The organism is Streptomyces rishiriensis, from assembly GCF_030815485.1.
Taxonomy (GTDB): Bacteria; Actinomycetota; Actinomycetes; order Streptomycetales; family Streptomycetaceae; genus Streptomyces; species Streptomyces rishiriensis_A.
In genome coordinates, this window is sequence record NZ_JAUSWV010000002.1 from 6,098,712 (window position 1) to 6,122,639 (window position 23,928).

The 23,928-nt window shown below is 71.6% G+C and carries 16 protein-coding genes; 12 read left to right on the forward strand and 4 right to left on the reverse strand.

Going from position 1 to position 23,928, the window contains the following annotated elements; genetic code table 11:
* Positions 1-199 precede the first annotated feature (199 nt).
* On the forward strand, positions 200-1,102 hold the full coding sequence (locus QF030_RS29795; protein ID WP_307165657.1) for a DUF4190 domain-containing protein: 903 nt from the start codon (positions 200-202) through the stop codon (positions 1,100-1,102).
* Between the two features lie 172 nt (positions 1,103-1,274).
* On the opposite strand, the gene QF030_RS29800 is transcribed toward QF030_RS29795, so the two are convergent.
* Positions 1,275-1,835 (reverse strand): NADAR family protein, encoded by a 561-nt coding sequence (locus QF030_RS29800; RefSeq protein ID WP_307165658.1) that lies wholly within the window; start codon positions 1,833-1,835, stop codon positions 1,275-1,277.
* A gap of 222 nt (positions 1,836-2,057) precedes the next feature.
* Between QF030_RS29800 and QF030_RS29805 the strand changes: the two genes are divergently transcribed.
* From QF030_RS29805 to QF030_RS29835, 7 genes are all read left to right on the forward strand, one after another.
* Positions 2,058-3,572, forward strand: a complete 1,515-nt coding sequence (locus QF030_RS29805; RefSeq protein ID WP_307165659.1) for a gamma-aminobutyraldehyde dehydrogenase — start codon at positions 2,058-2,060, stop codon at positions 3,570-3,572.
* 56 nt (positions 3,573-3,628) lie between these two features.
* Positions 3,629-4,876 (forward strand): polyamine ABC transporter substrate-binding protein, encoded by a 1,248-nt coding sequence (locus QF030_RS29810; protein WP_307165660.1) that lies wholly within the window; start codon positions 3,629-3,631, stop codon positions 4,874-4,876.
* 5 nt (positions 4,877-4,881) lie between these two features.
* Entirely contained in the window at positions 4,882-6,033 is a 1,152-nt protein-coding gene (locus QF030_RS29815; protein WP_307167737.1) for an ABC transporter ATP-binding protein, read from the forward strand.
* Positions 6,033-6,962, forward strand: a complete 930-nt coding sequence (locus QF030_RS29820) for an ABC transporter permease (RefSeq protein WP_307165661.1) — start codon at positions 6,033-6,035, stop codon at positions 6,960-6,962. Before QF030_RS29815 ends, QF030_RS29820 begins: the two co-directional genes overlap by 1 nt.
* On the forward strand, positions 6,963-7,763 hold the full coding sequence (locus QF030_RS29825) for an ABC transporter permease (RefSeq protein WP_307165662.1): 801 nt from the start codon (positions 6,963-6,965) through the stop codon (positions 7,761-7,763).
* 30 nt (positions 7,764-7,793) lie between these two features.
* Positions 7,794-9,212, forward strand: a complete 1,419-nt coding sequence (locus QF030_RS29830) for an NAD(P)/FAD-dependent oxidoreductase (RefSeq protein ID WP_307165663.1) — start codon at positions 7,794-7,796, stop codon at positions 9,210-9,212.
* Positions 9,213-9,384: 172 nt separating this feature from the next.
* The gene (locus QF030_RS29835) at positions 9,385-9,837 is read left to right on the forward strand and encodes a hypothetical protein (RefSeq protein ID WP_307165664.1); all 453 of its coding nucleotides are present in this window, start codon (positions 9,385-9,387) and stop codon (positions 9,835-9,837) included.
* 679 nt (positions 9,838-10,516) lie between these two features.
* On the opposite strand, the gene QF030_RS29840 is transcribed toward QF030_RS29835, so the two are convergent.
* Both QF030_RS29840 and QF030_RS29845 read right to left on the reverse strand, forming a co-directional pair.
* Positions 10,517-12,148 carry a PucR family transcriptional regulator gene (locus QF030_RS29840; RefSeq protein WP_307165665.1) on the reverse strand — a complete coding sequence of 544 codons (1,632 nt, stop codon included), beginning with the start codon at positions 12,146-12,148 and terminating at the stop codon, positions 10,517-10,519.
* A 104-nt stretch (positions 12,149-12,252) separates the two neighbouring features.
* On the reverse strand, positions 12,253-14,634 hold the full coding sequence (locus QF030_RS29845; protein ID WP_307165666.1) for an ATP/GTP-binding protein: 2,382 nt from the start codon (positions 14,632-14,634) through the stop codon (positions 12,253-12,255).
* A gap of 237 nt (positions 14,635-14,871) precedes the next feature.
* Here QF030_RS29845 and gabT point away from each other — a divergent pair, with 237 nt between their 5' ends.
* The 3 genes from gabT (at position 14,872) to QF030_RS29865 (ending at position 18,921) form a co-directional block, all read left to right on the forward strand.
* Positions 14,872-16,206 (forward strand): 4-aminobutyrate--2-oxoglutarate transaminase, encoded by a 1,335-nt coding sequence (gene gabT / locus QF030_RS29850; protein WP_307165667.1) that lies wholly within the window; start codon positions 14,872-14,874, stop codon positions 16,204-16,206.
* 450 nt (positions 16,207-16,656) lie between these two features.
* Complete coding sequence (locus QF030_RS29860; RefSeq protein WP_307165668.1) at positions 16,657-17,436, forward strand: phosphatase PAP2 family protein; 780 nt, start codon at positions 16,657-16,659, stop codon at positions 17,434-17,436.
* Between the two features lie 39 nt (positions 17,437-17,475).
* Complete coding sequence (locus QF030_RS29865; RefSeq protein WP_307167738.1) at positions 17,476-18,921, forward strand: aldehyde dehydrogenase family protein; 1,446 nt, start codon at positions 17,476-17,478, stop codon at positions 18,919-18,921.
* A 97-nt stretch (positions 18,922-19,018) separates the two neighbouring features.
* On the opposite strand, the gene QF030_RS29870 is transcribed toward QF030_RS29865, so the two are convergent.
* Positions 19,019-21,889 (reverse strand): glycoside hydrolase family 3 C-terminal domain-containing protein, encoded by a 2,871-nt coding sequence (locus tag QF030_RS29870; protein ID WP_307165669.1) that lies wholly within the window; start codon positions 21,887-21,889, stop codon positions 19,019-19,021.
* 325 nt (positions 21,890-22,214) lie between these two features.
* Between QF030_RS29870 and QF030_RS29875 the strand changes: the two genes are divergently transcribed.
* Positions 22,215-23,909, forward strand: coding sequence for an extracellular solute-binding protein (locus tag QF030_RS29875; protein WP_307165670.1), 1,695 nt, complete (start codon positions 22,215-22,217; stop codon positions 23,907-23,909).
* The last annotated feature ends 19 nt before the right edge of the window (positions 23,910-23,928 follow it).

The following is a 23,928-nucleotide window of genomic DNA, read 5'->3' on the forward strand; positions in this document are numbered from 1 at the left end:
CGCCGCCGTGTCGCGGACCGTTCCGCGACCGCACGGGCCGCCGCCCACCGCACCGGCCCCGGGCCGTAACATGACGGAACGTACGCAGAGCGGAACGGTGTACGGACGACGGAACGCACGAAGGAACGCGCAGGACGGTACGCGCAGGACCGAACGCCTGGCGGAACGCGGGGCAGAGGGCGACAGAGGGGATCCACGCATGTCCGACGACGCGCCGACTCCGGCCGGTGACGCCGCCCGGGATCCGTGGCCCGCGCCCGCTCCGGACGGGGCCGACGGTCCGCAGGACGCGGCTCCCAAGGTGCCGTTGGACAAGGGACGGACGGCGGACACGAGCACGTCGGGCACCGCGGGCACCTCGGAGAGCGGGGCCGGCTCGGCAGGTTCGCCCGTCGCGCCGAACCCCTGGGCGGCCCCCGGCGACAGCGCGCGGAGCGGGCCCGGCCACACGATCGCCGCGAACGAGACGCCGCCCCCGGAACCCGCACCCGCCCCCGTCCCCCCGGGCCAGGCGCCGCCGGCCGTCCACGACCAGTGGACGGTCACCGCGCTGCCCAGCGTGCCCCCGCCGCCCGCGGACGCCATCCCGCAGCCCTGGGCCACGCCCTTCGGGAACCCGCCGATGAACGATCCGTTCGGGTCCTTCCCACCGCCTTATCCCGGCACGGCGGCGGCCGGCGGCCCGCCCGTCAACCCCTTCGGTCCGCCCGGCCCGGGCGGGGCGGTTCCTCCGCCGCCCCTCGCGCCCCACGGGCCGGGCCGGATCCCGTACGGATATCCGGGCGGCTACGGCTACCCGACCCCGCCCTCTTACGGGGGCGGTTTTCCCGGCCCCTACGGCTGGCCCGGCGGGGCGGGGGACAGCAACGGCATGGGCATCGCCGGACTCGTGCTCGGGATCGTCTCCGCCGTCGGCTTCTGCATGTGGCCGCTGGCCGTCGTGCTCGGCGTCCTCGGCGTCACCTTCGGCGCGGTCGGGCGGGGGAAGGCCAGGCGGGGCGAGGCCTCGAACCCCGGGCAGGCGCTGGCCGGGATCATCTGCGGAAGCGTGGGCATCGCGCTCGCGATCGGACTGGGCGTGCTGGTGATCGTGCATTCCTGAGGCCCCGGCGGGTGCCGGTCCGGCGGCAGGTGCGAGCGCCGGCGACTCCGCCCGGCCGTCCACCTCGGCGAGCCCGGGGTTGTAGCGGAAGGACGGGGACAGGGGGAGCCGGGTGCCCCGCAGCAGCCGCGGGCCGCGCCCCGCCGCAGCCGCGCCCCGCCGCAGCCGGGGCTCAGGCCGCCGCCCGCACCCTCTCCCGGGCCTCCATCAGCGCGAACCCCAGCAGGTTCGGCCCCCGCCAGCGCTGCGGATCCATCGCCGCCTCGTCGTCCGCCGCGAGGCCGATGCCCCAGACGCGGTCCACGGGGCTCGCCTCCACCAGCACCCGCTCGCCGGTGTTCAGCAGGAAGGCCCGCAGCCCCGCGTCCGAGGAGAACTTGTGGACGCTGCCCTCGACCACGATCCGGAACCGCTCCCGCTGCCAGGTCGCCTCGTCGAAGCCGCGCACCAGCCGCCCCTCCTTCTTCGCCTGGGCCGGTGACTTCGCGGCCAGCGCCCGCTTCTCCGCTTCCGCATCCTCGAAGAGGCGGGCCTTCGCCGCCATCATCCAGTGCTCGGCCGTCGGATAGGCGACCCCCTCGGCCACGAAGGGTGACGGCCACCACTGGCTCAGGCAGCTCGAGCCCAGCCGGCCGTCGGGCCGCGGGCGGTGCCCCCAGAAATGCAGATACTTGATCTTCGCCCCTGTCCGGACCTGCCTGACCAGGGCCTCCCGGCTGTCGATCTTCTCCATGCACGCGAGTGTGGCACGCGCCACTGACAGTGCGTCCCGCCTTTTCCACTCCGACTCGACACCTGGTCGACCCGTCACCGACAGATTCCGTCGCGTAACCAAAAGGCAACAACGGAATCACTTGTTGGAGTGCCCTTGCTCTGTCAGGATCGGCAATCAAATCAAGCTGGAGCTACGCCAGCCGCCGCCGCGCACAGCGGGGCGAAGGCGGAGGAGAGCGACATGCAGGACCGGTTCCCCGCACAGGAACGTTTCGCGGACGGCGCTCAGTACATCGGGGGCCGTCTCCGGCACGGCACATCCGGCCGGACCCACGCCGTGATCGACCCCGCTACCGGCGAGGAGGTCTTCACCTACGAGCTGGCCGGCGCCGACGACGTCGACGCGGCGGTCGCCGCCGCCCGCGCCGCCTTCCCGGGCTGGGCCGGGGCCACGCCGGGCGAGCGCTCCGACGCGCTGCACCGGTTCGCCGCCGTCCTCGCCGACCGGGCCGAGGAGTTCGCCCGCGCCGAGTCCCTCCAGTGCGGCAAGCCGCTGAAGCTGACCCGCGAGTTCGACGTGCCGGGCACCATCGACAACACCGCGTTCTTCGCCGGCGCGGCCCGCCACCTCGCGGGCCAGTCCGCCGGTGAGTACTCCGGCGACCACACCTCCTACGTCCGCCGCGAACCCATCGGCGTCGTAGGCTCCATCGCGCCCTGGAACTACCCCCTCCAGATGGCCGCCTGGAAGATCCTCCCGGCGATCGCGGCGGGCAACACCATCGTGCTCAAGCCCGCCGAGCTCACCCCGCTCACCTCGCTGCTCTTCGCCCAGGCGGCGACGGAGGCCGGGATCCCCGACGGTGTGATCAACATCGTCACCGGGACCGGACGGGAGGCGGGTGAGCGCCTCGTCGGGCATCCCGACGTCGCCATGACCTCCTTCACCGGTTCCACCGCCGTCGGCAAGCGCGTCGCCGAGGTCGCCACCGCGACCGTGAAGCGGCTCCACCTGGAGCTGGGCGGCAAGGCGCCCTTCGTCGTCTTCGACGACGCCGACCTGGAGGCCGCCGCCAACGGCGCGGTCGCGGGAGCGCTCATCAACACCGGGCAGGACTGCACGGCCGCCACGCGCGCGTACGTGCAGCGTCCCCTCTACGAGGCGTTCGTCGAGCGGACGGCCGCCCTGATGGAGACCGTCCGGCTCGGCGATCCCTTCGCCCCCGGCACCGACCTCGGCCCGCTGGTCTCGCACGTCCAGCGCGACCGGGTCGCCGCCTTCGTCGACCGGGCGCGTGGCTACGCGCGCGTGGTGACCGGCGGTGAGGTTCCGCAGGGGGATCTCAAGAACGGCGCGTACTACCGCCCGACCCTGATCGCGGACGCCGCGCAGGACAGCGAGGCCGTCCAGTCCGAGATCTTCGGGCCGGTCCTGGTGGTCCTGCCCTTCGACGGCGACGACGAGGGCATCGCGCTCGCCAACGACACCCCCTACGGGCTGGCGGCCTCCGCGTGGAGCCGGGACGTCTTCCGGGCGAACCGCGCCACGCGCGAGATCAAGGCCGGGTGCGTGTGGGTCAACGACCACATCCCGATCATCAGCGAGATGCCTCACGGCGGCTACAAGTCCTCCGGCTTCGGCAAGGACATGTCGGTGTATTCGTTCGAGGAGTACACCCAGGTAAAGCACGTTATGTTCGATAACACGGCGGTGGCCCGCAAGCCCTGGCACCGCACCATCTTCGGGGACTGTTAGAGCGACGACGACCGGCCGCCGACCACGGCCGACCCTCCCGAAAGGGCACCACGCGCATGGCAAGTTACGAGCCCGACCGCCTGAGCCCGGCCCAAGTGGCCGCCATGCGGCGCAGTCTCCGCAACGGCAGGGCGGCGATGACCCGACGGTCGCTGCTGCGCGCCTCCACGGGAGGCGCCCTGGCGCTGGGCGGCCTCGGCGCGCTCAGCGCCTGCGGAATCCCCGCGGCCGGCAAGACCGAGGGCGGCACGGCCGCCGACGACCATTCGGCCGAGGAGAAGACCGTCAGCTTCTCCAACTGGACCGAGTACATGGACGTCGACGACAGCGGCAAACACCACCCGACGCTCGACGCCTTCACCGAGCGGACCGGCATCAAGGTCAAGTACACCGAGGACATCAACGACAACAACGAGTTCTTCGGCAAGATCAAGCCGCAGCTCGCCGCCGGTCAGGACACCGGCCGCGACATCGTCGTCCTCACCGACTGGCTGGCCGCCCGCCTCATCCGCCTCGGGTGGGTCCAGAAACTGGACCCGTCCAACCTGCCGCACGCCTACGCCAACCTGTCGGGCCAGTTCCGCAGCCCCGACTGGGACCCGGGCCGGGCGTACTCGTATCCCTGGCAGGGCATCTCCACGGTGATCGCCTACAACAAGAAGGCGCTCGACGGCATCGAGGTGAAGTCGGTCTCCGACCTGCTCGACAACCCCAAGCTGAAGGGCCGCGTCGGCTTCCTCACCGAGATGCGCGACAGCATGGGCATGACGCTGCTGGACATGGGCAAGGACCCGGCGAAGTTCACCGACGACGACTACGACGCCGCGATCGCCCGCCTCCAGAAGGGCGTCGACAGCGGCCAGATCCGCCGCTTCACCGGCAACGACTACACCTCGGACATCACCAGTGGCGACTTCGCGGCCTGCATCGCCTGGGCCGGTGACGTCGTACAGCTGAAGGCGGACAGCCCCGACGTCGACTTCGTCATCCCGGACAGCGGCTATCTGACGTCCAGCGACAACATGCTGATCCCCAACAAGGCGCGTCACAAGACGAACGCCGAACGGCTCATGGACTACTACTACGAGCCGGAACCGGCCGCCGAACTCGCCGCGTACATCAACTACGTCTGCCCCGTGGACGGCGTGAAGGACGCGCTGGCGAAGATCGACGAGGATGCGGCGAACAACCCGCTGATCATCCCTGACAAGGCCATGCAGGCGAAGTCGCACTCCTTCCGCTCGCTGAGCTCGAAGGAAGAGACCGCCTACGAGGCGAAGTTCGCGAAGCTCACTGGGGCGTGACGACGATGAAGACGACCAACAGCGGCAGCGGCGACGTCCGCCTGACCGGCATCAGCAAGACCTACGGCTCCTTCACCGCCGTCCACCCGCTCGACCTGACCGTCCCGCAGGGCTCCTTCTTCGCCCTGCTCGGTGCATCCGGCTGCGGCAAGACCACCACCCTGCGCATGATCGCGGGCCTGGAGGAACCCTCCTCCGGGACCGTCCACCTCGGCGACCAGGACGTGACGGCACTCCCGCCGTACAAGCGCCCCGTGAACACCGTCTTCCAGTCCTACGCCCTCTTCCCGCACCTCGACATCTTCGAGAACGTCGCCTTCGGCCTGCGCCGGCGCGGCATCAAGAGCGTGAAGAAGCAGGTCGAGGACATGCTGGAACTCGTACAACTCGGCGAACAGGCCCGTAAGAAGCCGCACCAGCTCTCCGGCGGGCAGCAGCAGCGGGTCGCCGTGGCCCGCGCGCTGATCAACAAGCCCGGGGTGCTGCTCCTCGACGAACCCCTCGGCGCCCTCGACCTCAAGCTGCGCCGCCAGATGCAGCTGGAGCTCAAGCGCATCCAGACCGAGGTGGGCATCACCTTCGTCCACGTCACGCACGACCAGGAGGAGGCCATGACGATGGCCGACACGGTCGCGGTGATGAACGCGGGCCGGGTCGAGCAGCTCGGGTCGCCGGCCGACCTCTACGAGAACCCGAACACCACCTTCGTCGCCAACTTCCTCGGCACGTCGAACCTCATCGAGGCCGAGGTCGACACCAAGAACGGCGACGACATCGTGCTGAAGGCGGGCGGCGGCAAGCTCGTCCTGCCCGAGTCGCGCTGCTCCGCGCCCACGACGACGGGCGGCAAGGTGCTGGTCGGCGTCCGGCCGGAGAAGATATCCCTCACCCACGCCGACGACGCCGGTGCGATCCCCGAGGGACGCAACCGCATCACCGGCAGGATCGCCAACTCCTCGTTCATCGGCGTCTCCACCCAGTACGTCATCGACAGCACGGTCTGCCCCGAGTTCGAGGTCTACGCCCAGAACATCGACCGGGACGCCCGGCTCGCCCCCGGCGCCGAGGTCGTCCTGCACTGGAGCCCCGCCCACACGTTCGGCCTCGACGCCGCCCAGGACATCGACGCCGGCATCCAGGAAGAGGCGGCGCTCTGATGGCGACGCTCACCGAGGCGCCCCCGCCTCTCTCCCCGACGGCGCCGACGGAGAAGCCGCCCCGCAAGCGCGGGCGCCTGACGCCGTACTGGCTGCTGCTGCCCGGTCTGCTCTGGCTGTTCGTGTTCTTCGCGCTGCCGATGATCTACCAGGCCTCCACCTCCGTGCAGACGGGCTCCCTGGAGGAGGGCTACAAGGTCACCTGGCACCTCGCGACCTACTGGGACGCGCTGAGCGAGTACTGGCCGCAGTTCCTGCGCTCGGTCCTCTACGCGGCCGCCGCGACCGTCCTGTGCCTGGTGCTCGGCTACCCGCTGGCCTATCTGATCGCCTTCCGGGCCGGCCGCTGGCGGAACCTGATCATGATCCTGGTGATCGCGCCGTTCTTCACCAGCTTCCTGATCCGCACCCTCGCCTGGAAGACGATCCTCGCGGACGGCGGCCCGGTCGTCGGCGCCCTCAACACCCTGCACGTCCTCGACGTCACCAGCTGGCTCGGCTGGACCGCGGGCGACCGGGTGCTGGCCACCCCGCTCGCGGTGGTCTGCGGCCTGACGTACAACTTCCTGCCGTTCATGGTCCTGCCGCTCTACACCTCGCTCGAGCGCATCGACGGGCGGCTGCACGAGGCGGCCGGCGACCTGTACGCCAAGCCGGTCACCACCTTCCGCAAGGTCACCTTCCCGCTGTCGATGCCGGGCGTGGTCTCCGGGACGCTGCTGACCTTCATCCCGGCGGCCGGCGACTACGTCAACGCGGAACTCCTCGGCTCGACGGACACACGCATGATCGGAAACGTGATCCAGACGCAGTTCCTGCGGGTCCTGGACTATCCGACGGCGGCGGCACTCTCGTTCATCCTGATGGCCGCGATCCTTTTCATGGTCACTCTCTACATCCGCAGGTCCGGGACGGAGGATCTGGTCTAAATGCCCTTCGTCAACTGGCTCAAGCGCCATTTCGTGGTCATCGCGGGACTTCTCACGCTCGCCTATCTCCTGCTGCCGAACGTCGTCGTCACGGTGTTCTCCTTCAATAAACCGAAGGGCCGCTTCAACTACCAGTGGCAGCAGTTCTCCACCGACGCCTGGAAGGACCCGTGCGGGGTCTCCGGGCTGTGCGGCTCGCTGTCGCTCAGCCTCCAGATCGCGGTCTGGGCGACCATCGGCGCGACCGCGCTGGGCACGATGATCGCCTTCGCGCTCGTCCGCTACCGCTTCCGCGCGCGGGGCGCCGTCAACTCGCTGATCTTCCTGCCCATGGCGATGCCCGAGGTCGTCATGGCCGCCTCGCTGCTCACCCTGTTCCTGAACCTGGGCGCCCAGTTGGGATTCTGGACGATCCTCATCGCGCACATCATGTTCTGCCTCAGCTTCGTGGTGACGGCGGTGAAGGCGCGCGTCATGTCGATGGACCCGCGCCTGGAGCAGGCCGCCCAGGACCTGTACGCCGGACCGGCGCAGACGTTCCTGCGCGTCACACTGCCCATCGCCGCCCCCGGAATCGCCGCCGGCGCGCTGCTCGCCTTCGCGCTCTCCTTCGACGATTTCATCATCACCAATTTCAACGCGGGCTCCACCGTCACCTTCCCCATGTTCGTCTGGGGTTCGGCGCAGCGCGGAACGCCCGTTCAGATCAATGTCATCGGTACGGCCATGTTCCTCATCGCCGTACTGTTCGTACTGACCTCGATGGTCATCGGGAATCGCCGCAACAAGCAAAAGGCGTAATCGGAAAAGCCCCTGTAGGGAGTTGAAATCATGGCCCCGAGCGCCATGAACCGGTGGATCACTTCTCTTTCCGACGCACAGCCGGTCTCGTACTGGCTGGAGGATCCCGGGAAGCCGCACCCGGAACCCGCGCTCACCGGCCCGGTGACCTGCGATCTGCTGGTCGTCGGCGGCGGCTACAGCGGACTGTGGACCGCCCTCGTCGCCAAGGAGCGCGAACCGCAGCGGGACGTGGTGCTGCTGGAGGGCCGCGAGGTGGGCTGGGCCGCCTCGGGCCGCAACGGGGGCTTCTGCGCGGCCTCCCTCACCCACGGGCTGCCCAACGGGCTCGCCCGCTGGCCGGACGAGATCCACCGGCTGGAGGAGCTGGGGATGCGCAACCTCGACGAGATCGAGGCGGCGATCGCCCGGTACGGCATCGACTGCGACTTCGAGCGCACCGGCGAGATCGACGTCGCCACCGAGACGTACCAGGCGGGGGAACTGCGCGACTGGCACCGGGAGCTCGAAGGCAGGGGTCTCGCCGACGGGATCGAGTTCCTCGACGCGGACGCGGTGCGCGCGCAGGTCGCCTCGCCCACCTTCCAGGCGGGTCTGTACGACCGCCGGGGTGTGGCCATGCTCCATCCCGCCAAGCTCGCCTGGGGTCTGAAGCAGGCGTGCCTGCGCCTGGGCGTCCGGATCCACGAGCACACCCCCGCCCTGACCCTGAAGCCCTGCGGCGCAGGCATGGCCGTGGGCACCCCCTACGGGCAGGTGCGGGCCCGGCAGGTCGCGCTCGGCACCAACATCTTCCCCAACCTGGTCAGGCGGGTGCGGTCGTACACCGTGCCGGTCTACGACTACGCGCTCATGACCGAACCGCTGACCGCCGAGCAGCTCGACTCGATCGGCTGGAAGAACCGGCAGGGCCTCGGGGACTCGGCCAACCAGTTCCACTACTTCCGGCTGTCGGCCGACAACCGGATCCTGTGGGGCGGCTACGACGCGGTCTACCCCTACGGGGGCCGGGTGCGCGCCGAGTACGACGACCGGCCGGAGACGTACGCCAAACTCGCCGGGCACTTCTTCGGCTGCTTCCCGCAGCTCGAGGGCGTGCGCTTCACCCACGCGTGGGGCGGGGCGATCGACACGTGCTCGCGCTTCTCGGCGTTCTTCGGCACCGCGCACCGGGGGAAGGTGGCGTACGCGGCCGGGTACACCGGCCTGGGTGTCGGGGCCACCCGCTTCGGCGCCGAGGTGATGCTTGACCTGCTGGCGGGGGAGAGCACCGAGCGGACGTCGCTCGAGATGGTCCGCAAGAAGCCGCTGCCCTTCCCGCCCGAGCCCTTCGCCTGGACCGGCATCGCCCTCACCAAGTGGTCGCTGGCCCGCGCCGACGCGCACGGCGGGCGGCGCAACCTGTGGCTCAGGGCGATGGACCGGCTGGGGCTGGGCTTCGACAGCTGACCCGTCGGCTGCCCCCGGCCGACGGACAGCCGGCCGCCGGTCCACCCACCCGATCCGGTGAGATGTGATCCGGTTCACTCCAACGGGTTGCCCCGACCCGCGTAATGCCGACCGGAGACCTCCCTCTCCCTCATGACGCGTCCGCGTCCACGAGTGAAAGGGAGGTCTTCTCATGGCTGGGGCGAAGACGGCTGTCGAATGGCTGGCAGCCGTCGCACCGGATCCCGAGGCGTGCCGCTGGGAATGGGAGCGCAACCCCCTGGGGGTGGCGCTGCTGCCCGCGGGCAAGGCCTGGGACGTACTCATCCTGCCGGGCGAGCTCGGCTACCCCACCCTCGACGTGCTCACCCGGATCCTTCACCGGCCCGGGCCCGTGCTGGTCGACTTCGGAGACGCCCGCATGGGGTTCTTCGTGGCGCCCGGCACGGCCGCCCGCTGGCTCGGCACCGGCATCCGCACGGCCGGGGCCGGCACCTGGATCGTCGTGCCGTACCCGGGCCGCTCGACCCGGGGTGTCCGCTGGCTGGTCCAGCCGGACGGCTCCGGCACCCTGACCGATCCGGGGCTGCTGGAACTGGCGATGCACGAGGCGGCGGCGGGACTGGCCGGCGGAGAGGACGGCTGACCGACCGGACACCTCCGCCGCGGTACCCGGCCGCCGACCGGGTCCGGCCGGCGCGCCTCTACGTCCCCCCGACCGGGAGGCACGGCAGATCCCTTCACGTCGGCCGCCCGTGCGGCCGACGCGGACGCATCCGGCGAGGACCGGTTGCCCACCGCCGACTGCCCACCGCCGGCCGCCGGCCGCCGGCCGCCGGCCGCCGGCCGCCTGCCGCCCGAGCCGACGCCGACACTCTGCCTGCACCTGTGCCTGCCGCCGACGCCTACGCCTATGCCTGCACCTGTGCCTGCCGCCTGCGCCGGTGTCTGCTGCCCGAACCTGTGCCTGCCGCCGACGCCGACGCCGACGCCTATGCCGACACCTAAGCCTGCGCTTGTGCCTGCTGCCTGCGCTTACGCCGACGCTCGCTGCACCTATCTCTGCTGCCTGCGCCCACGCCCACGCCTGCGCCGGTGCCTGCCGCCTTCTGCCTGCCGCTTGCGCTTGTGCCTGCCGCCCGCGCTCTGCGCCGGTTCCTGCTGCCCGCGCTTGCGGTCTCTGCAACTGCGGCTGTGCCAGCCGTCCCTGCCTGCGCCTGTGCCGGCCCTCCGTGCCTGCGCCCGTGGCGGGCACCCGTGACGGCGGCGGATTCCCGATGGCCCTGGCATCCGTGACGGCGGCGGATTCCCGACGGCCCGTCGTGCTACTCCGTCGATGTCGCCTTCAGCGCGAGCCACAGCTCCATCCGGACGTCCGGGTCGTCCAGTGAGCGCCCGAGGATCTCCTCCACCCGCCGCATCCGGTAGCGCAGGGTGTGCCGGTGGACGCCCAGGTCGGCCGCCGCCGCGTCCCACTGGCCGTGGCGCGAGAGCCAGGCCCGCAGCGAGGCCACCAGATCACCGCGGCCGGTCGCGTCGTGCTCGTGCAGGGCGCGCAGCAGACCGTCCGCGAACGCCTTCACCGCGTCGTCCGCGAGCAGCGGCAGCACGGAGCCTGCCGCGAGCTGCTCGTGCTCCACGAAGACCCGGCCCCTGCGCCGCGCCACCGACAGCGCCTGTTCCGCCTGCTTGTACGCAGCCGCCGCCGCGATCGGCCCGGTCGGCGCGGACAGGCCCACGACGAGTCCGTCCTCGTCGCCGGAGTCCGGACCGACGCCCCCGGCCGCCCGCGCACTCTCCAGCGCCGCCGCGTACTGCGCGCCCGCCGCCACGGCCGCGCCCCCGTCCGCGACCAGGGCCACCAGCCGGTCGCCCTCGGGCACCACCAGCACGGCCTCTCCGGCCCGGGCGGCCGCCGACTCGACGACCTCGGTGAGACCGTCGAAGGGGTCGCCGCCTCCCTCGGCCGTGGCAGTGGCGGGCGACGCCGCGTCGGCGACGATCACCCGGAACGGGGCGTCGAGCAGACCGCCGTACAGGTCCCCCGCGACGGCCCGCGCATGGTCCGGTTCCCCCGCCAGCAGCATGCACAGCACCGCCGCGCCGATCCGCTGCTGCGCCGCGTGCAGCGAGCGGGAGCGTTCCGTGGTGAGGGTGAGCAGTGCGATGGCCGAATGGACGGCGTACCGCTCGGCGGTGCCGAGAGCCGAGGCGGTGCCGACGGCGAGCGCGGCGCGCGGGCGCCGGCCGGTGCCCAGGGAGTGCAGCTCGATCCGGTCGTCGTGCCGCTCGTCAGGTCCTGAGCGCTCCGTGCCCCCGCCGCCGCCCACCACCGCCGAGGCCGGCGCAGGCCGCTCCCGCAGCCGCTCCACCTCCGTCGTGAGCCGCGCCGCCCGACGGCCCGCCCACTCGGGCGCCGCCGCCACGACGGCGCCCGAGGCGTCGTACAGGGCCGCCCATCCGTCGACCTGCGCGGCGAGCGCGCGGAGCAGCCCCTGGGGGCCGTCCGTCAGCGCCTGTTTCGTCAGCTCGCGCTGGGCCGCGAACCCGGCCGTGACCGCCCGGTACTGGTCGGCCGCGATCGCCGCCGACACCGCCTTGCTGATCGCGAGGAAGGGCGTGCGGCGCGGTACCTCCAGCAGGGGCAGGCCCTCCTCCTCGGCCGCGTCCACGAGGGCCTTCGGGGTGTCCTCGTAGTTGACGCCGACGGCGAACCCCAGCCCGACCACCCCGGCCTTGGCCAGCCGCCGCACATAGCGCCGCATGGCCTCGGGGTCCTCCGCGTCCAGCTTGAGCGCGGTGATCAGCAGCAGCTCTCCGCCCTCCATGTACGGCACGGGGTCCGCGAGCTCGCTGACGTGCGCCCAGCGCACCGGCACGTCCAGACGGTCCCCGCCCGCGCGCACGGTCAGTTTCAGCGCGGAGTGATGGACGAGCGAGGCGAGCGTGGGAGGCATGGGGCCTTCAGGTCGGGGGAGCGATCGGCGGTCTGATCTTTTGGCCGCCGCGTATGAACGGTCTCTCCCGATTCTGCCTCACTGTAAGGACCGCGGACGCGTCGTCAGCCCCGCAGGTCGACCAGCAGCGGCGGCGCGTGCTCGCCCCGCACGTCCGTCAGGGACAGCACCGCGTGACCGGGCGGCACCTCGTGCGCCAGCCGGGACGCCGACCACCGCTCCCGCTCCACCTGGCGCACGGTCACCGCGTCCGTGGTCACCGCCTTGCCGGTCACCAGCTTGCGCAGGGCGTGGATGGCACGGGTCATCGGCTGGTCGGCGAAGACGGTGTGCTGGGCGACCTCGGTGGTCTCCACCCATTCGGTGCCCCAGGTCTGCGCGAACCTGCTGCCGTCCCAGGTGGTGATGCCGGAGAAGGCCATCCGGCAGCCGACGGCCCCGTACAGCGGTCCGTGCAGCGCCTCCGGCACGTCGCCGATCGAGCGCAGGGTGAGCACCACGCCCGCGTTCTGCGAGCGCAGCCGCTGGAGCCGGCGCACCGATCCCTCGGTGACCGTGCCCGTGGCGTCGTCCAGCACCAGACAGGCGAAGTGGTCGCGCCGCTCCCGTACGACGGTGTGGAACTGGGCGAGGACCAGCCGGGTGATCAGCCGGGCCGCCTCCTCGTGACCCCGCTCGGGCAGGTCGACGCGGACCCGCAGCGGGTGGTGGGCGACGGCGCGCAGCGAGAACGCCCGGTGCGCGTTGCTGCCGCCGCCGAAGAACTCCGCGAACGCCGGGCGGTTCAGCAGCGCCAGCCGGTCGGCGAGCGCGCGGCCCGCGTCGCCCGGGGTCCCCGTCTGCCGGACTCGTGCCGCCAGCTCACGGCGCATCACCTCGTCACCGGCCACGGCCTCGCGCAGCGCGGACAGCGCGGCCGGTTCGCCCTCGAGGAGTTCGCGCAGCTCGGGCAGGGTGGGGAAGCATCCGTGCGCGCTCCGGTAGGGGCCCAGCAGCTGGGCGAGGGCCGTGGTCGCGCTCTGGCCGCTCACCGTGTCGAGGTCGCCGACCAGCGCCTCGGCGAGGATCGCGGCCGCCTCGTCCGGGTCCTCGGACTCCGCGTACGGGTCCAGGTCGTGCACCGACGCGGGGTTCCCGATCCCGACGATCACGTCGAACGCCGAGTCGGCGCCGAGCGGGGCGCTTCCGGGCGAGGACACCGCGACGACGGCGCACGAACCGGTGAGTGCCTGGAGTGCCAGCGCCTCGGTGAGCGGCTCGACCAGGGTCCGGGTCTTGCCCGATCCGGACGGCCCGACCGCGAGCAGGGAGGTGCCCAGCACGTCCGGGCCGAGCGCGGCGCCCGCGTCCTGATAGCGGGCCGGGGTGCGTTCGGCGGCCACCCAGCGGCCGACCCGGACCTGCCCGGTGAGCAGGTCGTGGCGCGCGGTGCGCCGGGGCAGGTCGCGGGCGCCGGACGGGTGGGCCCAGGCCGCCCCGCCCTGCCGCAGCACGGTCTCCCGGAAGTCCGCGAGCCCCGCCGTCCAGGCCCGTCGTACGCGGACGCAGTCCACGTCGTTCATCCGGCCGGCGGCGACCTCGGCGGTCAGCAGCTCGGCCGCCTCGTACTGACCGGCGTCCCGCAGCTCCGGCCACTGGGCGCGCGGCCGCTCCACCGCGGGCGCGGACCGGTCGGGCCCGGCGCGCCGGGCGGCGAGTCGTTCCTGCGCGTAGGGCCACCAGCCGCCGACCTTCGCGAACGGCCACACCACGAGCAGTGTGATCACCGTGTAGAGCGCGTTCGTGAACAGGGGAGAGGCGAACAGCTCGTAGCTGCCGGAGATCAGGACGATCAGCGAGAACAGCGGGTCGACGACGGGCAGGGCGTCCCAGCCGACCCCGAAGGCGCCCGGGAAGACGAAGCTGAGCGTGGCGAGCGCGCCCAGCAGGGCGACGAGAGCCCGGACGGGCTGCGGCCGGCGCCCCACGAAGTGCCGCACCGCGTGCGCCCAGCTGCCCAGCCGGCCCATGCCGTAGACGAGGACGGCGAAGAACACGCCGTCGTAGACCACCCGCGCCTCGGCGCCCTCCATCGACTTCGGGGAGGCGATCGTGCCGCCCCACCACCAGTCGTCCGGGGTGAACAGCCGCAGCAGGGTGAACTGGTACGGGAGGCCGCCCCGGCGCCACAGCGACCACAGGACCAGCGCCACCACCAGCGGGACCAGCATGCCGACGACCGTCACCGGCGCGAGCCGCTCCGTGGTGCGGGCCGCCTTCGGCGGCCGGTAGCCGAAGCGCCAGATCCCCGTCCCGGCCGTGGGGCGCGTCTCGTCCAGCCAGTCGGCGACGGCGGACGCGGCCCGCGGCGCCTGCCCGGGGGCAGGCGGTACGCCGGGCGCCCGGTCCGGCCGTGGCGGCGTCGAGGGCGGCCGCGCCGGCCCCGCCGGGCGCGGCACAGGATTCGCCTGCGTGCTCCGCGCGTCCTGCGTCCCGTCGCTGTCCATCGCCCCTGCTCCCCGACCAGCCGTTCCGTCCACCATCAGCGAGTCAATCTAACGCGCTCACCAAGGGAGTTCACCGCTTACGCGGCCGGGCCTGTGACGATCACCGTCCGTCCGCACTGTCCATGACGGACAAGCCGCCCCGCCGACACCGCCCACATGGAGCATGCCCACCCCGCACTCCCCGTCCTAGCCTGCGAGAAAAGAACGAAAGTGTCCGCAAAACCCCAGGAGCCCCTCATGACCGCCCTTCCGCAGGAGCGCCGCGTCGTCACCGCCATCCCCGGCCCGAAGTCGCAGGAACTCCAGGCCCGCCGTACCGCCGCGGTCGCGGCCGGTGTCGGTTCGGTGCTTCCCGTCTTCACCACGCGCGCGGGCGGCGGCATCATCGAGGACGTCGACGGCAACCGCCTGATCGACTTCGGCTCCGGCATCGCCGTGACGTCCGTCGGCGCCTCCGCCGAGGCCGTCGTACGCCGGGCCACCGCCCAGCTCGCCGACTTCACCCACACCTGTTTCATGGTCACTCCCTACGAGGGCTATGTGGCGGTGGCCGAAGCCCTCGCCGAACTCACCCCGGGCGACCACGCCAAGAAGTCCGCGCTGTTCAACAGCGGTGCCGAGGCCGTCGAGAACGCCGTCAAGATCGCCCGTGCCTACACCAGGCGGCAGGCGGTCGTCGTCTTCGACCACGGCTACCACGGCCGCACCAACCTCACCATGGCGCTGACGGCGAAGAACATGCCGTACAAGCACGGCTTCGGCCCGTTCGCCCCCGAGGTCTACCGCGTCCCGGTCGCCTACGGCTACCGCTGGCCGACCGGCGCCGAGAACGCGGGCCACGAGGCCGCCGCGCAGGCCATCGACGAGATCACCAAGCAGGTCGGCGCGGACAACGTCGCCGCGATCATCATCGAGCCGGTGCTCGGCGAGGGCGGCTTCATCGAGCCCGCCAAGGGCTTCCTCCCGGCCATCAGCAAGTTCGCGTCCGACAACGGCATCGTCTTCGTCGCCGACGAGATCCAGTCCGGCTTCTGCCGCACCGGTCAGTGGTTCGCCTGCGAGGACGAGGGCATCGTGCCGGACCTGATCACGACGGCCAAGGGCATCGCGGGCGGTCTGCCGCTCGCCGCGGTGACCGGCCGCGCCGAGATCATGGACGCCGCGCACGCGGGCGGCCTGGGGGGCACCTACGGCGGCAACCCGGTCGCCTGCGCGGGCGCGCTCGGCGCGATCGAGACGATGAAGGAGCTCGACCTCAACGCCCGGGCGAAGCACATCGAGGCCGTCATGAAGGGCCGCCTCGCCGCCATGGCCGAGAAGTTCGAGATCATCGGCGACATCCGCGGGCGCGGCGCGATGATCGCGATCGAGCTGGTCAAGGACCGTACGACGAAGGAGCCGAACCCCGAGGCGACCGGCGCGCTCGCCAAGGCGTGCCACCAGGAGGGCCTGCTGGTCCTGACCTGTGGCACCTACGGCAACGTGCTGCGCTTCCTGCCGCCGCTGGTCATCGGCGACGACCTGCTGAACGAGGGACTCGACATCATCGAGCAGGCTTTCGCGCGCATGTGAGCCCAGGTGCCGCACAGCTGATTCCCATTCGCCGCAGAGCGTGTGAAGAAGGTGTGCGAGGAGGATGGCGGGACGCGATTCGGCCTGTCGTACCGCCTGTCCCTGCCGTAGGTTCTATCCGGATGAGAGATACACCCCGTCCACAGGGGACTGTGGACGGATCCAGGCCGGGGCCTCCCCAGCTTCGACCTGGTCGTGCCCTCGCGCACACAACCGGAGCTTCCGGCTTCGGATCTCCACACCGATCGGACGGCCGCCCGCCCCAAACCCCCCGGGGCGGCCGGCACCCCGGTCCGGACGGCCACCCCGGAACCACCCCCCCTGTTCCGGGGTGGCCGACCTCCTTCTCTGGTGCAGACCACGGAAAGCAGACCCCGGATCCGATCCGGGGTCTTTTTTCGATCCGGGTTCCTTTTCTGCCGTTCGGCCGCGCCTGACAAGCTGGGGCCCATGCCGTCCCGCCCGTCCCGCCCGTCCCGCCCGTCCCGCGCCGTCCTCGGCCTCCTGCCGCCCGCCCTCCTCTTCGCGCTGATCACCTGGCAGGTAGCCGTCGACGGCCGCCTGCTGCGCCCGGACGAGCGCCTCAGCCGCGCCCTCGTCCGTCCCGACCGGGCCTCCGAGCTGCTGGCCGACCTGGGCGAGGTACAGATCGCGGTGCCCGTCCTGGTGCTGGTCGCGGGGTATGCGGCATGGCGGGGGAGAGCGGCAGGCCAGGCGCGGTGGTGGGTGCCGTCCGTCGCCGCGCTCGCCGTGATGGTGCTGGTGCCGCTGATCGTCGTCCCGCTGAAGCTGTGGACGGACCGGCCCGGCACGCCCGCCGTGCCTGCGGCCACCGGTTACTACCCCTCCGGGCACACGGCGACGGCGGCCGTCGCCTACGGCTCGGCAGCGCTGGTCCTGCTGCCGTGGCTGCGCACCGCGTTCGCCCGTCGGCTGGTCCTCGCGACGAGTGCCCTTCTCGTCCTGGCCGTGTCGTTCGGGCTCGTCCGGCGCGGCTACCACTGGCCACTGGACGTCGTGGCGAGCTGGTGTCTGTGCGCGGTGCTGCTCGGTGCGCTGTGGCTTCTGCTGGAGCGGGAGCGGCGAGAGCGGCGGGAACGGCTGCGGCCGGCGGCAAGGCGACCGTGCCAAACCGGCGCACCCGGGCCGTCCACCCGTACGACTCGGACAAGCGACCCTTCGGCCTCCCGCCCCTACCGTGGATCACGGAAACCACAGGACACCCCCTGAGCGGAAGGGCCGGGACTCGCAATGCCGCAGGAAAAGAACGTGGAGGCCACCCACGCCTTCTGGCTGGCCGGCCGCCAGGTCACCGGCGAGGACAGCTTCGACGTCACCTCCCCGTGGGACGGCCGGCTCGTCGGCAAGGTCAGCGTGCCGACGGACGCGCAGGTCGAGGAGGCCGTGGCCGCCGCGTACGCCGTGACGGACGAGTTCGCCGCCACCCCGGCGCATGTGCGCGCCGCCGCTCTCGACCACGTCAGCAAGCGGCTCGTCGAGCGCACCGAGGAGATCGCGCAGCTGATCTCCGCCGAGAACGGCAAGCCGATCAAGTGGGCGCGCGGGGAGGTCGGCCGGGCCGTCTCCGTGTTCCGGTTCGCGGCCGAGGAGGCCCGGCGGTTCAACGGCGGTGAGGCGCAGCGGCTCGACACCGACGCGGGCGGCCAGGGGCGTCTCGCCCTCACCCGCCGCTTCCCCAAGGGCGTCGTCCTCGGCATCGCGCCGTTCAACTTCCCGCTGAACCTGTGCGCCCACAAGATCGCCCCGGCGATCGCGGCCGGCGCGCCGATCATCCTCAAGCCGGCCCCGGCGACCCCGCTGTCCGGCCTGATCATCGGTGACCTGCTCGCCGAGACCGAGCTGCCGGCCGGCTCCTGGAGCATCCTGCCGGTCGCCAACGACCGCATGCCCGCCCTCGTCCAGGACGAGCGTCTGCCGGTCATCTCCTTCACCGGCTCCGAGAAGGTCGGCTACGCGATCATGGACTCGGTGCCGCGCAAGCACTGCACCCTGGAGCTGGGCGGCAACGGCGCGGCCGTCGTCCTCGGCGACTTCGCGAGCGACGCCGACCTCGACTGGGCGGCCGGCCGCATCGCGACCTTCTCCAACTACCAGGGCGGCCAGTCCTGCATCTCGGTGCAGCGGGTCATCGCGGACGCCTCGGTCTACGACCGGCTGCTGCCGCGTATCGTCGCCGCCGTCGAGGCCCAGGTCACCGGCGACCCCTCCGACGCCGGGACGGACGTCGGGCCGCTGGTCAGCGAGGACGCGGCCAAGCGCGTCGAGACCTGGGTGGACGAGGCCGTCGCGGCGGGCGCCTCCCTGCTCGCCGGCGGCAAGCGCGACGGCGCCTCCTATGCGCCGACCGTCCTCACCGACGTGCCGGCGGACACCACCCTCGCCTGCGAGGAGGTCTTCGGACCGGTCCTCACGGTGACGAAGGTGGACGGCGAGGCCGAGGCCTTCGCCGCCGTCAACTCCTCCAAGTACGGCCTCCAGGCGGGCGTGTTCACACACGACCTCCAGGTCGCCTTCCGCGCCCACCGCGCGCTGGAGGTCGGCGGTGTCATCGTCGGCGACGTCCCGTCCTACCGCGCCGACCAGATGCCGTACGGCGGCGCCAAGCAGTCGGGTGTGGGGCGCGAGGGCGTGCGGTTCGCGATGGAGGACTACACGTACGAGCGGGTCCTTGTCCTCACCGGGCTCGCCCTCTAGCTCATGGGAACCATTTTCATATAGGCTCCCCGAAGGGGTCCGGCGCCGATGCCTTCCGGTGCCGGACCCCTTCTTCGTGCCGGCTTCCTGCGGCCCCTCAACCGCGGAAACCGACATGCGCCAGCCGCAGCGGGCCGCGCAGTCCGAGGCGCAGATCGTGGACGCCCCCGGCGGTGAGGGCCGCGTCGACGGTGACGTAGTCGTACGGTCCGGCCGTCGGCGCGACCGTCAGCGTGGCCAGGACCGGGCCGCCGTCGAGCGACAGCTCCACCGTGCCCGAGCCGGCCACCGTCGCCGTCACGCCCGTCGTGCCGGCGCCCGTGCCGAAGTCGCAGGCGCGGTAGACCAGCTCACCCGTCCCGCCCGCCACCGGTGTCACCGCGTCGCCGGACGCCTTCGTGCGGTCCACGATCTCGACGCCGCTCTGCTCGTCGAAGTCGGCGGCCTGCAGGCCGCGCAGGCGGACCGGGCGCGGGGCGGACGGCTCGCCCTCCAGCGTGACGGTCGTCCGCAGCCGGACGTCCGTGCTGGACGCGCCGACCAGGAGGTCGTACGCGCCTGACTCCACACGCCACCGGCCCTGCGCCACGTCCCAGAAGGCGAAGGCGGACAGCGGGACGTCGAAGGAGAGCTCCGCGCTCGCGCCCGGGGCGAGCGTGACGCGGCGGTGGTCGAGCAGTTCGCGGCGCGGCCGGGGGACCGAGGGGTCCACGGCGCGGGTGTAGAGCTGGGCGACCTCGTCGGCCGTCAGGTCTCCGGTGTTGGTGACCGTGCAGGTGACGTGCGCCGTGCCGTCCGCGACGCGCACCGCCAGGTCCGCGTAGGAGAACGACGCGTACGACAGGCCGTGCCCGAACGGGAACAGCGGGGCGCCCTCGAAGTAGAGGTACGTCTGACGGGCGCCGATCACGTCGTAGTCGAGGAGGTCGGGCAGATCGGCGTCGTCGGCGTACCAGGTCTGCGGGAGGCGTCCGGCCGGGGAGACGTCCCCGGCCAGGACCCGCGCGAGGGCCGTGCCCGCGGCCTGGCCGCCGTGCGCCGTCCACAGCACCGCGGACAGCGGGCCCGGCTCGAACGCGTACGGATACGCCGACACCAGGGCCAGCACCGTGCGCGGGTTCGCCGCCCGGGCCGCCGCCAGCAGTCGCTCCTGGTGGGGCGGCAGCCGCAGCGTGCCGCGGTCCTCGGTCTCGCGGCCGTTGATGTGCGGGTCGTTGCCCGCCACGACCACGACCACGTCGGCCCCGGCCGTGACGCGGGTCACTGCGTCCTCGCCGGATTCGACGACGATGACCTCGACGACCTCGGGATCGTCCTCCGGCCCGGCAACCCTGACGCCGTCGGCGGCGACACAGACATGGCGACCCGTACCCGGATGCAACAGGAGGTGACCGTTCCCGTGAGAGTTCCCGTCGCCGCTCGGGTGCGGCTCCAGGCGGAACGTCTCCTGGACGACCCAGCCGCCTGGCTGGTCGGCGGAGGCGCGCAGAAAGCCGTCCTCGGCGACGGAGAGGTAGCGCCCGTCGGGCGCGCGCAGGGTCAGCACGCCCTCGCCCCAGTCGACGAGCGCGAACTCGGTGCCGGTCGCGTCCGTGGTCAGCGGCGGGAGATCGGTGCGGCCCGCGAGCAGCGCCGGATCGAGGGCGCCCTCGGCGCCGCGCACCTCGTCGGTGGCCTCGGGGGCGGTGGGGACCTTCAGGAACGTTCCCGCGGAGGTCTTGACCAGGACCCGGTCCACACCCTCGGCGAAGTCCACGCGCTCGGCGCCGAACCGCTCGTACAGGCCCTCCAGCGGGGTGGAACGGTGCAGCAGCGTGCCGCTGTACCAGTCGAGCTTGCACTCGTCGGCGAGCAGGCCGACCACCGCGATCCGGGTGTCGGCGGCCAGCGGCAGCACCCCGTCGTTGCGCAGCAGGACGATCGCCTGCTCGGCGGCCTCCCCGGCGAGCAGCCGATGGGCCGGGGAGTCGAACTCGCCGGTGCCGGCGTGCGGGTCGTAGTGGGGGTCGAACTCGCCCAGCCGGAAGCGGACCGAGAGCTGGCGGCGCACCGCCGTGTCCACGTCGGCCTGGGTCAGCAGGCCCCGCTCCAGGGCCCCCTCGACCCGGGCGACGATCTTCGAGCCGTCCGTGCCGTGGTCCGTGAAGCTGTCCACGCCGGCCACGAGCGCGGCCGCCGTCGCCTCCTCGTGGGTGTCGAAGTAGTGCTCGGAGTCCACCAGGTTGGAGGGCGCGCCCGCGTCGGAGCAGACCAGCAGGTCCTCGTCGGTCCAGCTGCGCAGTTGCTCGCGCAGATACGGCGAGACGTGGTTGGGGCGGCCGTTGACCAGGTTGTACGCCGGCATCACCCCGGCCACCGCGCCCGCCTCCACGCATCCGCGGAAGGCGCGCAGATCGTACTCGTGGAGCACGCGCGGGCGGACCGAGGACGAGGTGACGTCACGGCCGGTCTCGTTGTTGTGGGCCAGCCAGTGCTTGAGGACCGGGGCCGTGCGCCAGTACGTCGGATGATCACCGCGCAGCCCGTGCGTGTAGGCAGTGGCGATGGCGGAGGTCAGCCGGGGGTCCTCGGAGTAGCCCTCCTCGTTGCGGCCCCACAGGGGGTGGCGCAGCAGGTTGACGGTGGGGGACCAGACGTTCAGGCCCACCCGCTCGTCGCGGGCGCGCATCGCCCGGACCTCTTTGGACACCGCCTCGCCGATCCGGTGTACGAGCTCGGTGTTCCAGGTCGCGCCCAGACCCACGGCCTGCGGGAACACCGTCGCCGGGCCCATCCAGGCGACGCCGTGCAGCGCCTCCTGGCCGGTGCGGAAGGCGGCGATGCCCAGACGCTCGACGGCCGGTGCGAACTGGTGCAGGAAGGAGACCTTCTCCTCGGGGGTCAGCCGGGACAGCAGATCGTCGATGCGCTTCGCGAACGGCAGCTGCGGATCGCGAAAAGGCGGCGTGGGCGGCGTGTGTGCGGTCACGTGGGGATCCCTTTGCGGTGGAGCGGGGAGGCGCTTTCGAAGCGCTTCGATGCTCATTCGACGGTGGGGTGGGTGTCAAGGGGACTTCACCGCTATTTCAAGCGGCACATAAGGACAGGTCGCTCCTGATACCTCGGAGGAATGTTGGGAGCGGCCCTTGTGCACCCCAGGGTGTTCACTTAACCTCGCAGCAACATCGAAGCGCTTCGACTGAAAACGCCGCGACATGCGTCGGAGGACCGCTTCAGCTCAGCCAGTTCCACTCGAGACACCGCAGCCGACGGCCACCGCCGGGTGTCCTGGTGCGCCATGAAGGGTTGACGCAATGACGCCGAACGCCGCTTCCGCCTCCTCCGGACCCAGCCGGAGAAGCTTCCTCGCCTCCACGGCGGTCGCCACCGCCGCGGTGGCTGGAGGGATGCCGTTGCTTGCCGCCTGCGGCGGTACGGACAGCGGCTCGCGCGACGGCACGACCTCGGGCAAGGACGCCAAGAAGATCCTGCCCGCCTACGTGGCCAGCAACGTGGTGACGCCCGACATCCCGTCGAAGAACGGCTCCTCGGTCGGCTTCAGCAGCAAGCTCGACCTCGCCACACTGAAGACCTCGGTGCCGAAGCCGCTCGGCAAGGGCGGCAAGGTCACCGTCATGTCGCCGTTCTGGGGTTCACCGCCGAAGAGCGACAACGCCTACTACACGGCGATGAACGCCCTCATCGGCGTCGACGTCGTCTGGCAGAACCAGGACGGCAACACCTACGACCAGAAGCTCGGCGCCGTGCTCGCCTCCAGCGACGTGCCGGACGTGGTGGTGGTCCCCGGCTGGAACATGGGCGGCAAGATACCCAGCGCCATCCTCAGCAAGTTCGCCGACCTGGGCCCGTACCTCTCCGGTGACAAGGTCAAGGAGTACCCGAACCTCGCGGCGATCCCGACCGACGCCTGGCAGCGCTCCCTCTTCGGCGGCAAGCTGCGCGGTCTGCCGATGCCGTCGTCCTACGTCACCAACATCGTGCCGTTCTACCGCAAGGATCTCTTCGACAAGAACGGCTACGAGGTCCCGACGACGACGGACGAGTTCACGGCCCTGGCCAAGGAGATCACCAACGCCAAGGCCAAGGTGTGGGCCTGCGGCGACATGAAGTGGACCGCGTTCAACAGCTTCGGAGTGCCGTCCGGCGGGGAGAAGCCGCTCGGCTGGATCCTCGAGGGCGACAAACTGATCAACCGCATCGAGCTGGACTCCTACCTCGAAGCGCTGGAGTGGACCCGCAAGCTGTTCGCCGCCGGTTACGTGCATCCGGACTTCAAGCTGGGCAAGAGCCAGGCCGTCGACCCGAGCACCAAGTTCGCCGCCGGCGAGTTCCTCATCTACAACAACGACATCTCCAGCTGGTACGGGCAGCAGGCCTCGCAGGCCGCCCAGAACCCGGACTTCCAGATCTGGGGCATGGACATCTTCGGCCACGGCGGCGCCGACCCGATCATCTACGCCACCCAGCCGGCCAACATCTTCGCCTTCGTCAACAAGAAGGCCTCCGAGGCCGTCATCCGCGATGTGCTGGCGGTCGCCAACGTCACCGCCGCCCCGTACGGCACCAAGGAGTACATGCTCACCAACTACGGGGTGGAGGGCACGCACTACAGCGTCAAGGACGGGGTCCCCGTCAAGAACGACAAGGGCAACCAGGAGGTCCTCAACGCCTTCGTGATGGTCGCGAGCCCGGCGTCGACCATCGCCCACCCGGACTTCCCGGAGATCGCCAAGGGCCAGGTCGAGTGGCAGCAGCGAATGGGCGCCTTCACCAAGAAGTCGGCCTTCTACGGCATGCAGATCACCGAGCCCAGCCGCTGGACCAACCTCTCCAACAACTTCGAGCAGCTGGAGGACGACATCGTCCGCGGCCGCAAGAAGGTCAGCGACATGCAGGCGGCCGTCTCCGACTGGAAGAAGAAGGGCGGCGACGAGCTGCGCGCCTGGTACCAGAAGCTGCTCGACGACAACGGCACGGCGACGAGCTGACGGCAGCGAGGCAAGGAGA